The organism is Rothia uropygioeca (assembly GCF_004136585.1).
GTDB lineage: Bacteria > Actinomycetota > Actinomycetes > Actinomycetales > Micrococcaceae > Rothia.
The window spans coordinates 113,229-126,620 of sequence record NZ_NOIR01000003.1; the positions used below are offsets into that span (position 1 = coordinate 113,229).

Annotated in this window: 12 protein-coding genes; 4 read left to right on the top strand and 8 right to left on the bottom strand. The window is 62.0% G+C overall.

The annotated features are described in order from the left end of the window. Positions 1-169 precede the first annotated feature (169 nt). Positions 170-1,669 carry a sialate:H+ symport family MFS transporter gene (locus EWR20_RS08575; RefSeq protein WP_129360261.1) on the top strand — a complete coding sequence of 500 codons (1,500 nt, stop codon included), beginning with the start codon at positions 170-172 and terminating at the stop codon, positions 1,667-1,669. 389 nt (positions 1,670-2,058) lie between these two features. On the opposite strand, the gene EWR20_RS08580 is transcribed toward EWR20_RS08575, so the two are convergent. Genes EWR20_RS08580 through EWR20_RS08590 form a run of 3 tightly spaced genes read right to left on the bottom strand, consistent with a single transcriptional unit; the run spans position 2,059 to position 5,137 of the window. Continuing rightward, on the bottom strand, positions 2,059-2,724 hold the full coding sequence (locus EWR20_RS08580; RefSeq protein WP_129360262.1) for a DUF6320 domain-containing protein: 666 nt from the start codon (positions 2,722-2,724) through the stop codon (positions 2,059-2,061). After that, positions 2,721-4,175: an alcohol acetyltransferase gene (locus tag EWR20_RS08585; RefSeq protein WP_129360263.1), complete on the bottom strand. Its 1,455-nt coding sequence runs from the start codon at positions 4,173-4,175 to the stop codon at positions 2,721-2,723. Before EWR20_RS08585 ends, EWR20_RS08580 begins: the two co-directional genes overlap by 4 nt. Continuing rightward, on the bottom strand, positions 4,172-5,137 hold the full coding sequence (locus tag EWR20_RS08590) for an alpha/beta hydrolase (protein WP_129360264.1): 966 nt from the start codon (positions 5,135-5,137) through the stop codon (positions 4,172-4,174). The genes EWR20_RS08585 and EWR20_RS08590 overlap by 4 nt, the downstream gene beginning before the upstream one ends. Positions 5,138-5,452: 315 nt before the next feature. Between EWR20_RS08590 and EWR20_RS08595 the strand changes: the two genes are divergently transcribed. From EWR20_RS08595 to EWR20_RS08605, 3 genes are all read left to right on the top strand, one after another. Then, positions 5,453-7,123 (top strand): ATP-binding protein, encoded by a 1,671-nt coding sequence (locus tag EWR20_RS08595; RefSeq protein ID WP_129360265.1) that lies wholly within the window; start codon positions 5,453-5,455, stop codon positions 7,121-7,123. Further along, entirely contained in the window at positions 7,120-7,776 is a 657-nt protein-coding gene (locus EWR20_RS08600) for a response regulator (RefSeq protein WP_129360266.1), read from the top strand. The genes EWR20_RS08595 and EWR20_RS08600 overlap by 4 nt, the downstream gene beginning before the upstream one ends. Positions 7,777-7,928: 152 nt before the next feature. Next, positions 7,929-8,423, top strand: coding sequence for a GNAT family N-acetyltransferase (locus EWR20_RS08605; RefSeq protein ID WP_238147677.1), 495 nt, complete (start codon positions 7,929-7,931; stop codon positions 8,421-8,423). A 242-nt stretch (positions 8,424-8,665) separates the two neighbouring features. On the opposite strand, the gene EWR20_RS08610 is transcribed toward EWR20_RS08605, so the two are convergent. The 5 genes from EWR20_RS08610 to EWR20_RS08630 all read right to left on the bottom strand — a co-directional run bounded on the left by EWR20_RS08610 (position 8,666) and on the right by EWR20_RS08630 (position 13,364). After that, positions 8,666-9,481, bottom strand: coding sequence for an IclR family transcriptional regulator (locus EWR20_RS08610; RefSeq protein WP_165001002.1), 816 nt, complete (start codon positions 9,479-9,481; stop codon positions 8,666-8,668). Between the two features lie 108 nt (positions 9,482-9,589). Next, a complete protein-coding gene (locus EWR20_RS08615; protein WP_129360268.1) occupies positions 9,590-10,123 on the bottom strand; it encodes a YbhB/YbcL family Raf kinase inhibitor-like protein in 534 nt (177 codons plus the stop codon). A gap of 35 nt (positions 10,124-10,158) precedes the next feature. Next, positions 10,159-11,721, bottom strand: coding sequence for a GMC family oxidoreductase (locus tag EWR20_RS08620; protein ID WP_238147678.1), 1,563 nt, complete (start codon positions 11,719-11,721; stop codon positions 10,159-10,161). Beyond that, positions 11,718-12,305 carry a hypothetical protein gene (locus tag EWR20_RS08625; RefSeq protein WP_178946141.1) on the bottom strand — a complete coding sequence of 196 codons (588 nt, stop codon included), beginning with the start codon at positions 12,303-12,305 and terminating at the stop codon, positions 11,718-11,720. Before EWR20_RS08625 ends, EWR20_RS08620 begins: the two co-directional genes overlap by 4 nt. 30 nt (positions 12,306-12,335) lie before the next feature. Continuing rightward, a complete protein-coding gene (locus EWR20_RS08630) occupies positions 12,336-13,364 on the bottom strand; it encodes an NAD(P)-dependent alcohol dehydrogenase (RefSeq protein WP_129360270.1) in 1,029 nt (342 codons plus the stop codon). Between the last annotated feature and the right edge of the window lie 28 nt (positions 13,365-13,392).

The following is a 13,392-nucleotide window of genomic DNA, read 5'->3' on the forward strand; positions in this document are numbered from 1 at the left end:
CGCGAACCGTGGCAGTTCGCTTGCGCTGACCGTACATCGGACGTCTGATGTCGTCAACGCCGCCGAGATGGGCTGTGTCACACGAGTGAAGTTTATGTTAGCTTCATAACATCTGATGTCGGACGTCGGCTGTCTCGAAGGCAGGACGGTGAAATCAACGGAGATTCGTATGACAGAGGGACGCCTCGAAACGCGCGACAGAAATACCGATGACACCGGACGGCACTGGTGGCAGTACCTCAGCAAAGAGAAATGGAAGGCCTTCTTCGCCGCCTGGCTGGGTGTGCTCCTGGATGGTTACGACTTCGTTCTGATCTCGTTTGCCCTCCCCATGATCATCGCGGCGTTCGACCTGAGCCTCGTCCAAGGCGCCTCCCTGATCTCTGCGGCCTTCATCTCCCGGTGGATCGGAGGTTTGATTCTCGGCGCAGTCGGGGACAGATTCGGCCGAAAACCGGCGATGGTCGCGTCGATGATGTTGTTCGCCATCGCCTCGATAGGAATGGCTTTCGCCCCCAACTTTGCATTCCTCTTCGCTGCTCGCCTTGCGGTCGGCTTCGCCATGGCAGGTGAGTATTCTTCCTCTGCGACCTACGTTATCGAGTCGTGGCCGCGGCACATGCGGAACAAGGCCTCGGGGTTCCTGCTCTCGGGCTATGCCTTTGGCGTCATCCTCGCGGCCCAAGTGGACAAGTTCCTGATGCCCTGGGTCGAATCCTGGCATCCCGGATGGGGATGGCGGGCACTGTTCCTGACCGGAATCGTCCCGATCTTCCTGGCGCTCTACATGCGGCGCAGGTTGCCCGAGGCGGACGATTGGAAGGCAGCCAAGGCCGCTCGGTCAAAGTCTGCGAGGGAACCCGATGCGTTCAGTGTCCTGTTCGGAGGTCGTCGACGTGTGTTGAATATCCTGGGTGCTGTCCTCACCTCCGTGGCGTTACTGGTGATTTTTGCGGTGTCCGGGGTCCCCACCTGGCTGATCACAACGTTTGCGATAGTTTGTGGTGTCATATTCATCGCATTCATCGTCCAGTTCGATCCCCGGCGTTGGGTAACTGGCGTCGCGATCATGGTGACGATCTTTGCCTCATTCATGTACACGTGGCCGATTCAAGGTCTGTTGCCCACATACCTGGACGGCGTCGGGATGGACGAGAATGTCGTGGCCAACGTGGTGGCCATCGCCGGTCTCGGCAATGCGATCGGCTATATCGTTGCTGGATTCGCGGGCGATCGTTTCGGCATGCGTCGCTGGTATGCGATAAGCCTCATTATTTCCCAAGTGATCGTCTTCCCGCTCTTCATGCAAGGCGGCGAATTCGTTTTCCTCGTGGGTACACTTCTTTTCTTCAATCAGATGTTCGGCCAAGGCATCTCCGGCCTCTTGCCCAAGTGGGTCACCAGCTATTTCCCGGTTGAGCAGCGAGCGGCTGGTCTCGGGTTCGCGTACAACGTCGGAGCGCTCGGAGGTGCGGTCGGACCATTGGTCGGTGCCAGCCTTGCCAGCCGCTTCGGATTGGGCTCGGCGCTTGCCGTGCTCTCGGTCGGCTTCGCGCTCATCGTCATCCTCTCGATTGCTCTGAACCTTCCGCGCAAGCTCCAACAACTCGTGAATGCCGATGCCGTCCGCCCTGAGGACGGCGATGACGAAGTCGTCGCACAAGCCTGACCTGCGCTCAACAGCTCAATTCCGGGCTGTCATGACATGAAAGATCACGTGACGGGCCCGGGGAGCCACCCGGCGTTCCGTGCTCCGCGCTGGGGGGGCATTGGCGGGGGTGTCTCTATGGTTTTCGTCAGGCCGTCACGGCGAGTTTCCCCGGATGTTTTCCGGTTTCTGCCGGTTCCTATCCGTGGACGTCGTGCCCCTGCCTAACGCAGGGAAACGGCACCGACTCGGGTAACCACCGCCTAACGCGGAGTGCCGCGGGAACGGAGACTGCGCAGCGTCCCAGACCCTCATGTCTTGGCCGGCGTCAGCGGCACGCAGCGGCGATGCCTTCCTGGACTTTCACGTCATATTGATTCGCCCAGGCTCACTCATCGGTGGGTCGATGCCTAAAGGTGCAGGCGTCTGACGAGTTCGCGGCGCACTTCCCCGCCCCTGGCAAGCTGCAACACCACCAGGGCGATAACGCTGAGAGCACCGCAAATGGCTGGTGCGAGTGGGTTCGTCACCCAACCGAATGCGAGGAACCCGATGGGGGCCAGGCCCAGCAGCACCGTCAAACCGCTGTAGAGGATGTGCTCCGCCACCTCGAGGTGCATTGCCCAGAGCGTGATGAGCAAAGCAACAATGGATGATGCACAGACGATCGGCACCGCGTACGTCAGCGACCACGCACGCCAGCCGGTGAGATAGTCCCAGTACACGCAGACCAGGCCAATCAGGACGACGAGGTAGACGGTGCCCTTGGCGACATTGCGTCGTTTGCGTATTGCCATGAGCACCACAAGCCACATAGCCGTCACCCCCAGCCAGGAGGAGCGAAGAACTCCGAAACCCTCGGGCCCCCGGCCCAACAGCAGCTGGCCAGCCAAGGACGCCGCGATGACCGCGATTGAGGTCAGGAACAATACTTTCAGCACCCGTCGTCGTGAGAAGGTGAGTGGCACTGTCGGCATCGGACTCGGAACGGTCTCGCCCGTGACAGGGGCCCCGCACAACGGGCACAGAGTCCATGTGCCCTCGATATCGACGGCACACTCGGTGCAGCGCCTCATGATTCTCCTTCGGCGAGTTCCGCCTCGGTCACGCGTTCCGCGGCGACCGTCACATCGATCTCGTTGGCGGTGAGCATCCGGGCGAATTCCTTGACGTGGCCGGTCTCGGTGAACGGTGAGGTGAAGCTGATGGTGAGCAATCCGGCGTGGGAGGTCGCGCAGAACTGAGGGCGGACGGCGGAGACCTGGAACAGCATCCGCCCCACATGTGATTCGGCTGGCTCGGGCAGGCTCATCCGCCCCAAATTCGAGACTGCCACGCTCAAACTGCGGTTGCTGCCCCTGTTGATTAGCCCCAGGAACACGTCTTTGAGCGGGCGCGGTATGATCCTCAATCCGGGCATCCGCTCGGCCCGGATGAACCATCTCAGTTTCTTCTCCAGCGCTTCCTTGGTGGCTTGGGGGAGGAATTGGCCCTCAAGGTGTTTGCAGATTGAGCCAAGACCGTCGTCACCTTCACCGTAGGTATGTTCCACTCGGACGGTCGCAAAGAAATTCCGTGCTGACGTCGAGGGGAAGAACTGGCGCAAATTCACCGGAACTGACGCCGCTAGGGTTCGGTTCTTGCCCAGACCGCCCGAGGACAGGCGGATGGATTCGAAAAACAGCGCAGTCAGGTACATCGTGATGGAGACCCCCTCGGCGCGCGCAAGGTCAAGCACCGCCGCTGCGGACATGGTGAGCTCGACGGCGCGCGTGCGGTTGTCAGGGGTACGGGTTCCCCCGACCTGGTGCACTTTCTTCGAGGGGCGGTGTAGTCGGCGGGTCGCCCGATGAGCACTCGATGGCTGGGCGCTGTCATCGATGGTGAGCGCAGCCGGCACGGCAGCACGACTGAAAGTAGACCCGGAAGCGGGTGACGTGCGCCGGTGGTGGAAGTAGTGCTCGAAACTATCGGTGGGCAGGCCATGTTCCGGCTCAGCCGTATCGTCAGACGCGCCGTCGTCGGCCTGGGAACCGGCATCGCTCCGACCGGGCTCGGCCCGTAAGGCGTTGGCTCCGGTGGCCTCCGCGAGTGGCGGACTCTGGTCGGGGTACCGCCGCCGGATGTATGCGTTCACCAGGTCGGAGAGGAACCAAGAGGCACCGGTGCCGTCGGACAGGGCGTGGAATACTTCGAGGACGATCCGTCGGCGATGATAGACCACGCGGAACAGCAGAGTGCGCCGGCCCGCCTGGTAGATGGGGGCGCAAATGTGTTGCTTGTCCTCGGTGACGAGCGGGCGCAGGTCGCTGTCCTGCAGGTAGTACCAGAACAAACCGCTCTGCAGCACCGCATGGTAGAGCCGGTACCGGTCGTACGTCTCATCCAGGGCCTCCTGCAACAGTTGCGGGTCCACGGCGTGGTCCACCTCGGCGCTCGAGCGGAACACTTTGGGATCGGAAGCGCTTCGGGCGGCGAGGAAAATATTGGAGGCGTTGTCGAGCCGTACCCAGTCCCGGTGGGTCATGTGGGCTCCTGAGGGTCGGTCTGTTCCTCGGCGACGGGAGCATTGCTGAGGAATTCGTTGATCACCTCGTAGGCTTCTTGGACCGACCGGGAGAAGCGGGGCAGAGAGATGAAACCGTGCAACGCCCCGACCACCCGGTGTATCCGCACTGCGTTCCCGGCGTCGGCGAGGGCACGGCCGTAAGCCTCACCCTCATCGCGCAACAAATCCAGCTCCGCCGTGATCACCAGGGTCGTCGGTTGCTTGGAGAGGTCCGTCGCCATCAGCGGAGCGACAAGCGCGTCGTGACGCTGGTCCCGGTCAGGAACGTAGAGGTCGAAGTAGTCCTCGACCTCGGTATTGGTGAGCCGGTAGTCCCCGCCGTGATAGCGCACCGAGGCGAACGGGGAGGTCTCCGGATCGTGGGCCCAGTGGGTCACCGGGTAGATCAGGATCTGTCGACTCGGGCCGCGATGACCGCGTTCTCGCAGCAGCGATGAGATGACGGCCGCAAAGTTTCCCCCGGCGGAGTCACCGGCCAAGACGATCTGACTGGCGTCCGCGGCGCCCACACGTTGCGGTTCCTCCAGCAACAACCGGGCGACGTCGTAGCAATCCTCCAGTCCCGCCGGGAAGGGGTACTCGGGCGCGAGCCTGTAGTCGACGGAGGCCACGGTACAGCAGGTGAGGTCCGCCATTCTGGTGCACGTCGGGGTGTACGTCTCACTGTCCCCGGTGACCCAGCCGCCTCCGTGGAAGAAGACGAGGACATCGTCGCGCCGTCGTTCTTTCGGCCGGAAAATCCGGACTTGAGCATGGAGTCTCTTGTCGTCGGGCATGGGCTGCCAGCGCGGGGTTCGAGACGGTGGCATCAACAGCGCGGCCAATCGACGTTGCAGTCGCCGGACCTTCTCATAGTCCTCACGAATGTTGAGCCGGGGTGCGGCGAATAAGCGCAGTACAGCCCGAGACAGTCGGTTCACGAGTGGACAACGGTTCCGGGAGAGGATGGTTCCATGGGGCCAGCTTAGCCTCAATCCATAGATGGGGGTGGGGTGAGAGTTTGAGCTGATATCGGTCGGGCTTGCGGTTTTCGGGCAGTGGAGACAGCCGGGCCTCAAAGGCCCGAGCGTTTGGCTGGAAGTTGGCTCCTGGGCCGGTGACACATCGACGAAGTGGAGCCAACACGGGTCGTCGCCCGATCCAGCGCTACGGAGGAGTCGATTCTGGGCATGATCCCTTTCTTTCGCTGGTTCCCGCCCCAGCACCCCCGGGGACCAATCATCTAAGCTGGGCGCATGCCGCGACCTTCCGATTCCTTCTCGCGCCGCGTGCTGATGAGCCAACTGGCCGTCATCATCGTGGTGCTGTCGCTCGCGGCCGCAACATTCGCGTGGCTGGGTGCCCGCACGGTCACCGACACCACGGAGACGCAGGCCCTTTCCATAGCGCGGACTTTGGCCGCGGAACCACAAGTCAGGAGCGGGGCTACCCGTGTGACCGCCGAGAAGCAGGTCGGTCCGGACGTCATTCGATCAAGCAACCTGCAGGCACTCGCAATGGATATTCGGTCCCGCAACAACGTTGATTTCGTGGTGGTGACCGACAACCGGGGACTGCGACTCGCGCACCCGGACCCGTCGCTGCTGGGCAAGAAAGTCTCCACATCGCCCGACGTCGCGCTCTCCGGCAAGGAAGAAACCACCCACGATGAAGGCACCTTGGGAGAGACCGTCCGGGCGAAAGTTCCGATCTATTCCGCGACCGATGACGGCACCGTGGTCGGAGAGGTCTCCGTAGGTGTACGTACCTCTGCCGTCGGGGCGGAGGTCCGTCGAAAACTGTGGGTCATCGGGGCGCTCGCAGCGGTGGCGCTGGCCGTCGGCATCGTGGCTTCGCTGGCGCTCGGGCGGCGTCTCAAACGCCAGACCTTGGGGATCGGGCCCGAAGAACTGGCCGAAATGGCGCGTCACCAGGAAGCGGTCCTGCGCGGGCTCGACGACGGGGTCCTGGGATTCTCCCCGGACGGGCGGCTGACCTTGAGCAATGAAACCGCCCGGAGCCTGCTGGGATACTCGGAATACCCGACCGAGGAAGTGCGCATACCGCATGAGATTCAGGTGATGGTCGGTGAAGTCTTGGGTGAACGCGACTCCGGGAGCTCCGAGTTGCGACGGCGTATCTCGGTCGGAGACCGGATCCTCCTCGCGACGGCGGTTCAGGTGCGACGCGGGGACATCTCAGTCGGCGGCGTCGTGACCCTGCGTGACGAGACCCAAATCCTGACGATGTCTCGCCAACTCGAATCCGTCATCACCATGGCCGATGCTTTGCGGGCGCAAAGACACGAGTTCGCGAACCGGCTTCACACGGTCATGGGACTCGTGACCACGGGCGCGCACCATGAGGCGGAGAGCTATCTGGCCGAGATTCTGCGGACCGGCCCGATCGGTGCACCCGTGAAGGGGATCGAACATGTCGACGACCCGTATCTTCGAGCTCTCGCGGAGGCCAAGAGCACCACGAGTTCCGAAGTCGGCGTGGAGCTGCGCATCTCGGAGGACTCCCTGGTCTTCGGCCGCGTTCGGGAACCGGAGGACGTCACGTTGATACTGGGCAACCTCATCGACAACGCGGTTCGTGCGGCGGTCCAAGGGGAAACGCCCTCCAAGGCGGTTGAGGTTCAGCTGCTGAGCGACGGCGAGGCGCTGCACGCTGTCGTGACGGACACGGGCGCCGGGATCGATTCGCCGGAAGACGGTGAGCGCGCATTCCAGGAAGGTGTCAGCGGCAGCGGGGCCCTGGACGACGACGCCCACGGCCTGGGTATCGGTCTGGCTTTGTGCCGACGGGTGGCGAGGCGACAAGGCGGGCGCGTGTGGTTGGTCGAGGGAAAGGACCCGCGAATGGGCGGTGCGAGTTTCGGCGTGGAACTGCCCCATGTCTTGGAGGAGAAGATGGAGTCATGACGAATGTTTTGGTGGTCGACGACGATCTGTACGTCGGCCAATTGCACTGTGAATACGTCAACCAGACGGCCGGATTCGAGGCTCTTGACCCCGTCCGCGACGTGCGGGCGGCGCGGGAGGTTCTGGGAAGTGGCGAGGTCGACCTTCTCTTGGCCGATTACGTGCTTCCGGACGGGAACGGAGTGGACCTCTTGCGGGGATTCGATGTCGATGCCGCGATTCTCTCGGCAGTTTCGGACGCCTCGGTGGTCCGTTCGGCCTTGCGTGCCGGCGCCTTGACGTACATCTTCAAGCCGTTCGACGCTGCGCATCTCCAGGGTTTCCTCCGCCGGTATTCCCGGTATCGTCGACTGCTGGATCGGGACCGTTTGGACCAGTCGAGTTTGGACCGTGCCCTTCGCTCGTTGACCGAGACCGGAGGATCGAGCGCCAATGCACCCGTGCCGGGGTCCTCGACGTCGGGAAGGGTCTTGGAGGTTTTGCGGGCTGCCCGCGGGCTCATGTCTGCATCCGAGGTTGCTGAAGCCGTGGGAATTTCCCGCGCCACCGCGCAGCGTCACCTGGTCAAACTCGCCGAATCCCGATCCGTGACAGTGACCCTCCACTACGGCTCGACCGGCCGTCCCGAGCACCTGTACGGCCCGGAACGATAGCGGCCCGCCGGGGAGGGACCGCTCATGACCGAGACGGCCGAAAAGCCCGCAACCTGAACTAACGGGAAGGCTCCCGGACCGGTTTTTCCTTTCCATGGTGCCGCGATGTGTGAACCATTTCTTGCTACTTCGACGGGCGGTATGCTCGTTCCATGGCTCGACCCGTGGCAAATCTTTCTGTGGCAGGTATGCAGGTTGAGATCCGTCGCGCGGTTTTGGGCGATGTACCCGAGATTGTGCAATTGTTGGCGGACGATCCATTGGGCCGAAGCAGGGAGTCAAGGTCTACGGAAGACGATTTGACCCCATACCGGCAGGCATTTTCCTTGATAGACGGTAATGACCGGGAGCTCCTCGTTGTGGCCTGCTTAAGGTCCGAGGTGATCGGGACCTTGCAGATTTCATTCATTCCCGGGCTGTCTCGACGCGGAGCACTGCGGGCTCAGATCGAAGGGGTTCGAATTCGCGACGATTTCCGCAGTCGCGGACTGGGCCGCGCGATATTCGAGTGGGCTATTGGACTGGCCAGATCGCGCGGGTGCTCACTCGTCCAACTGACCACGGACAAAACCCGCGCGGATGCTCACCGTTTCTATGGCAGCCTCGGTTTTTCCCCATCCCACGAAGGATTCAAACTGGCTCTGTAGGCGTTGTCGAGCCGCAACAACAAGCGCGCCTCGTGGTTCTTCGGGGAACGGGTACTGAAGAGTTCAAAAACACCGAAGCGCAATTGCTGGGACTCATTGACTTTCAACTATCGCTCGGTGGCCACGATCTCGACTTTGAACCCGGCCGAATTCTCGAGCCAACCCGCGTTGGCTTCTTCTGCGGGGCGCGAAGGAAGCAGAAACCACTTTAGACTCACCTCGGAAGGGTACCGGCACCCGGCCTACGCGATGGGTGCTTGCGTCGTGCGGTAGTAACGACTGATGCGGTTTGCGGTGTCCCGAAGACGTCGTTCAAGTTCCCTTTCTCGGACAGGATCCGTGTCCTGGGATGGGGTACTGATGGCTACAGAGCCCACGACCATGCCCGCACCATTGCGAACACCGATCGCCGCACAGGTCATGCCGGGGATGAATTCCTCCTTCTCCCAGGCGATGCCCCGATTCGCGACTTCGGCAAGATGCTCCTCCAGCGTGCCGCGATCCGTGATGGTTGTTGGAGTCAGATCCGAAGTTCCGTGCGCCTCGAGATACTGATCGAGCTGGGCTTTCGACATTCCGGACAGCATGATCTTGCCGAAGGCCGTTGCATGGGCCGCTTCGTGGAATCCGAATCGAAGCGGTCGAAGTCGTGGGTACCGGGGGCTGTCCACGACGTAAGCGAGCACCACGCCCGAGCCTCGGTATATGGCGAAATACGCCGCAGCTTTGGCGTAGTCGTGCAGGATCTGGATTTCCGAGCGGACCATAGCCGGGACCCCGACCTGGCGGTGCAAGGAGGCTCCGAGCCGATCGAGCTTGAATCCTAATTCGAACCGATGCTCTGAGCGCAGATGAGTGAGATAGTCGGCCTGCACGAGCGCTTGCATCAGCCGATAAACGGTCGGGAGGGGATATTTGAGCGCGTTCGAAATTTCTCGCGCCGTCGCGCCACCGCGCTCGGAGATGAGTTCGAGGATAGCGAGCGTTCGCTCAATGGTCTGGACGCTCGAATCACGAGGCGATGACGGCTTTGCGGAGGTCCTTTTCTCGACAGTCACGTTCACTCGTCTCCGTACATTTCAGTCAGTGTGAATAAGCCATGGGTTAGGAGCCCGACGCTCGCCCGCCCCTCTTCTCAGCGGGACGGGCGGCTTGGGTCGACGGCCCTATTTGGCCTCGAACGTTCCGGTCAGCACGGCCCGGGCAATGGTGTGCCCGGACATGTTGAACCCGAGGAACGCCGGTGTCGCGTCGGATCCGATGTCGAGGGTCTCGACGTCGAGCGCGTGAACCGCGATGTAATACGTATGGGAACCATGGCCTGCTGGCGGCGCCGCACCGAGGTAGCGGGAGAGGCTCGCGTCATTGCGCAACTGGATAGCTCCGTTGGGCAGGCCCTGACCCTCGTCTCCGCCGGCACCACTCGGTACCGACGTCGTCGAGGCAGGCACATCAGTGACGGCCCAGTGCCAGAAACCGCTACCGGTTGGTGCCGTGGGATCGTACACGGTGATGGCGAAGCTCTTCGTCTCGGAGGGGAAACCGCTCCAGGACAGCTGTGGGCTGATGTCTTCTCCGCCAGCGCCGAAAATTCCGCTGACTTGGGCGGCGGGCAGGGTTCCGCCATCGGAGAAGTCGGTGCTCGTTACCTCGAACGAGGGAACTTCTGCGATCTGATCGTACGGGGATGTATTGGCCATGGTCTCTCCTCATATATTGGTGAAGTTTTGGTGCCTTAGATGCCGTCGGTTTTCAGCTGGTCGACGATGTACTCGGCCTGTCGGATAGCCAGCGCGACGATGGTCAGCGTCGGATTTGCTGCGGCTCCGGTGGTGAAGACCGAACCGTCGCTGATGAACAGATTGGGGATGTCGTGGGTGCGCCCCCACTGGTCGACCACGCCGTCTTCAGGGCGAGCGCTCATCCGTGAGGTCCCGAGGTTGTGCGTTGACGGGTAAGGCGGGGTGCGGTGGGAGCCGATGGCACCGACGGAGTCGTAGAGCTTTTCAGCTTGTTGATACCCGTGGTCTCGCATCGCGACGTCGTTCGCATGATCATCGAAATGAACGTTCGGGACCGGCAGGCCGTTTTTGTCGGTGACCGCCGAATTCAACGTGATCCGATTCGATTCCTGCGGCATATCCTCGCCGATCACCCACAGACCAGCCGTATTGAGATAAGAATCCATGATTTCGGCGAAGTCCGCGCCCCAGGCACCCGGATCGGCGAAACTGGCCAAGAACGCGGGGCCGAGCGAGATCGTCTCGAGGTAGTAGCCTCCAACGAACCCACGGTCAGGGTTATGAATGGATTCATCGGCGATGACACCGGCCATTGTCTCGCCCCTGTACATGCGCACCGGCTTGTCGAACCGTGAGTACACGGAACCGGTCGTGTGCCGCATGTAGTTGCGCCCGACCTGGCCCGACGAATTCGCGAGCCCATCAGGGAACATGGGCGTCGCCGACATCAGAAGCAATCGCGGGGTCTCGATGGAATTGCCCGCGACTGCCACGAGCTTCGCGGCCTGCCGGTGCAGGTTGCCTTCCTCGTCGAGGTAGAGCACGGAATCGGCTCTGCCGGAGGCGTCGTGGGTGATCTGGACGACCTGGCAGTCGGAGCGCAGGTCCAACAGACCCGAGTCCTCGGCCCGCGGGATTTCGCGAACCAGAGTCGACCACTTCGACTTGTTCTTGTCGCCTTGGAAATTGAAGCCATCCTGGATGGATGCGGGACGACCGTCGTACTCCTCGGCGTTGGTTGCGTAGGGGCCAGTCGCGTAATGCTTGTAACCGATACGTTCCGCGCCGTTCGCGAAGACCTTGTAGTTGTTGTTTGCCGGCAATGGCTTGCGCCCGTGGGTGTGGGTCGACCCCATCGCGATCTCGGCACGGTCGTAATACGGGTCCAGATCCTCCTTGGCGATCGGCCAATCGAGAAGGTTCGCCCCTTCCACGCGGCCGTAAGTGCTCCGGGCCTTGAACTCATGCTCTTTGAAGCGCGGAGTCGCACCCGACCAGTGCGTGGTGGTACCGCCCACCGCTTTCACGATCCACGTGGGGAGGTTCGGGAAATCGGTGGTGATGCGCCATGAACCGCTTGTTGTCCGTGGATCGAGCCACGCCATCTGGTTGAAGGCTTCCCACTCGTTGTTCACATAGTCTTCATTGCGCAAATACGGCCCGGCCTCGAGCACGACAACAGGTATGCCTTGTTTGGTCAGCTCGTAGGCGAGAGTTCCCCCACCCGCACCTGAACCCACGATGACGACGGCTTCTTCATTCTGGTCGATGTTCACTTCGAAACCTTTCTCATCACGGTTTCCTGGGATCCGGGCTGGTTGCTGGTATCGGTTTGCTGACCGCCAGTCGGCGATTTGCCGGTGGCCGCGAGCACCGCATTCGGCGCGATGTCCGGCAAGGGCTCTCCGTCGTAGATTTCGATCCGGGGCTCGGGCAGCCAGTCGAGATCATTGAAACCGCGATTGATGTAACCGCCCTTGTCGAAGCTCGGTCCCTCATAACCGAGAACCTCCCAGACCTCGGGGTCGTCGTAGAGGTTGAGCACGGTCGTGCGGCGGATGAACCCGAAGAACGCCGTGGCTTCAATGCGGCGCAGTACGCTTGTCGCGGCGTCGTCGTCGAGATTCCTGAAATCTCCGCCCGCCAATTGGCTCAGCGTGAGAAGGCCTTGGGTCAGGGCGACACGGAACCAGGTCGATTCCTTGGCCTCGACGAGGATCTTGGCGGCCGTCCGCTCATACGGCCCATCCGGAAAGGCCGGATGGGGAAAAGCCACACGGAGCACTCGGATGAGCACGTCGTGAGCGTCATCCGTCAGTTCCATCTCATTGAGTTGTGGGTATTTTGCTGGGAACGTCATCGTTCAGCTCCTATCGGTCGTCTCTTCAATTCAAGGCACGAGGATTCCGCGTCCGACCAGCCGGCCGGCCTCGAGGTCATGAAAGGCATCCAGGGCGGCATTGAGGGGGTAGACGGAGGTGTGCAGTTTGACCCTCCCTTGAGCTGTGAGCGTCATCAGTTCGACCAGGTCGTTATACGTGCCGACCAGGTTGCCGATCACGTTGATTTCCCGGCTGATGATCTCGATCGTCGGCAGCTTCACGTGACCGCCGTACCCGATGACGTAGTGCGAACCGCGATTACGCATGAGCTTGGGCGCCAATAGCTCGACTCCCTGCTCGCCGACGAAATCGAAGACGACGTGAGCGCCACCGTCGGTGATGTCGAGGACTTCCGATGCGACGGCTTCGTCGTCGCCGGCGCGCACCGTGTGATGCGCTCCGAGCTGCTTCGCGAGTTGAAGAGCTTCTTCGCTCCGGTCCACCACGGTGATCTCGGCGCTCGTGATGGCTGCAAGGGTCTGGATACCGATGTGGCCCAGCCCGCCCGCGCCGATGACGACGGCGTGGGTTCCCGGGAACAGCACGTCCGCGGCCTTCCGGACCGCGTGGTAGGCAGTCAGACCGGCATCGGCCAGGGCGGCCACGTCCTTGGGATCCAACCCGTTATCGAGCTTGACGACTGCCCTGGCGTTGGTGAGCAGCTGCTCGGCCATCCCTCCGTCGACGTTGACGCCTGGAAAAGTCGAATTCTCGCAATGTGAGTCCTGGCCGAGTCGGCAGGCCGGGCACAGCCCGCAACTGGTCAGGGGGTGCATGATCACGGTGTCACCCGGGCTGACGTTGTTCACCGCGCTGCCTACCTCACGGACTCGCCCCGCGTTCTCGTGGCCGAGAATGTAGGGAAGCTGAGGGTGCTGGATCGGCTCCCATTGGCCTTCGACAATGTGCAGATCGGTCCTGCAGAGGCCCGCAGCCCCGACGTCGACGATGACGCCCCACGGGTCGGTGATGGTCGGTTCGTCGACCTCTTCGAGCACAGGGTCCTTCCCGTATTGATGGAGACGGATAGCCTTCACGATGACTCCTCGTTGAGTGTAACTATAT

Bases quoted from the DNA above. Each gene is read 5' to 3' on its own strand.
- EWR20_RS08575 (WP_129360261.1), top strand. From the start codon at position 170: ATGACAGAGGGACGCCTCGAAACGCGCGACAGAAATACCGATGACACC.
- EWR20_RS08580 (WP_129360262.1), bottom strand. From the start codon at position 2,724: ATGAGGCGCTGCACCGAGTGTGCCGTCGATATCGAGGGCACATGGACT.
- EWR20_RS08585 (WP_129360263.1), bottom strand. From the start codon at position 4,175: ATGACCCACCGGGACTGGGTACGGCTCGACAACGCCTCCAATATTTTC.
- EWR20_RS08595 (WP_129360265.1), top strand. From the start codon at position 5,453: ATGCCGCGACCTTCCGATTCCTTCTCGCGCCGCGTGCTGATGAGCCAA.
- EWR20_RS08600 (WP_129360266.1), top strand. From the start codon at position 7,120: ATGACGAATGTTTTGGTGGTCGACGACGATCTGTACGTCGGCCAATTG.
- EWR20_RS08605 (WP_238147677.1), top strand. From the start codon at position 7,929: ATGGCTCGACCCGTGGCAAATCTTTCTGTGGCAGGTATGCAGGTTGAG.
- EWR20_RS08615 (WP_129360268.1), bottom strand. From the start codon at position 10,123: ATGGCCAATACATCCCCGTACGATCAGATCGCAGAAGTTCCCTCGTTC.
- EWR20_RS08625 (WP_178946141.1), bottom strand. From the start codon at position 12,305: ATGACGTTCCCAGCAAAATACCCACAACTCAATGAGATGGAACTGACG.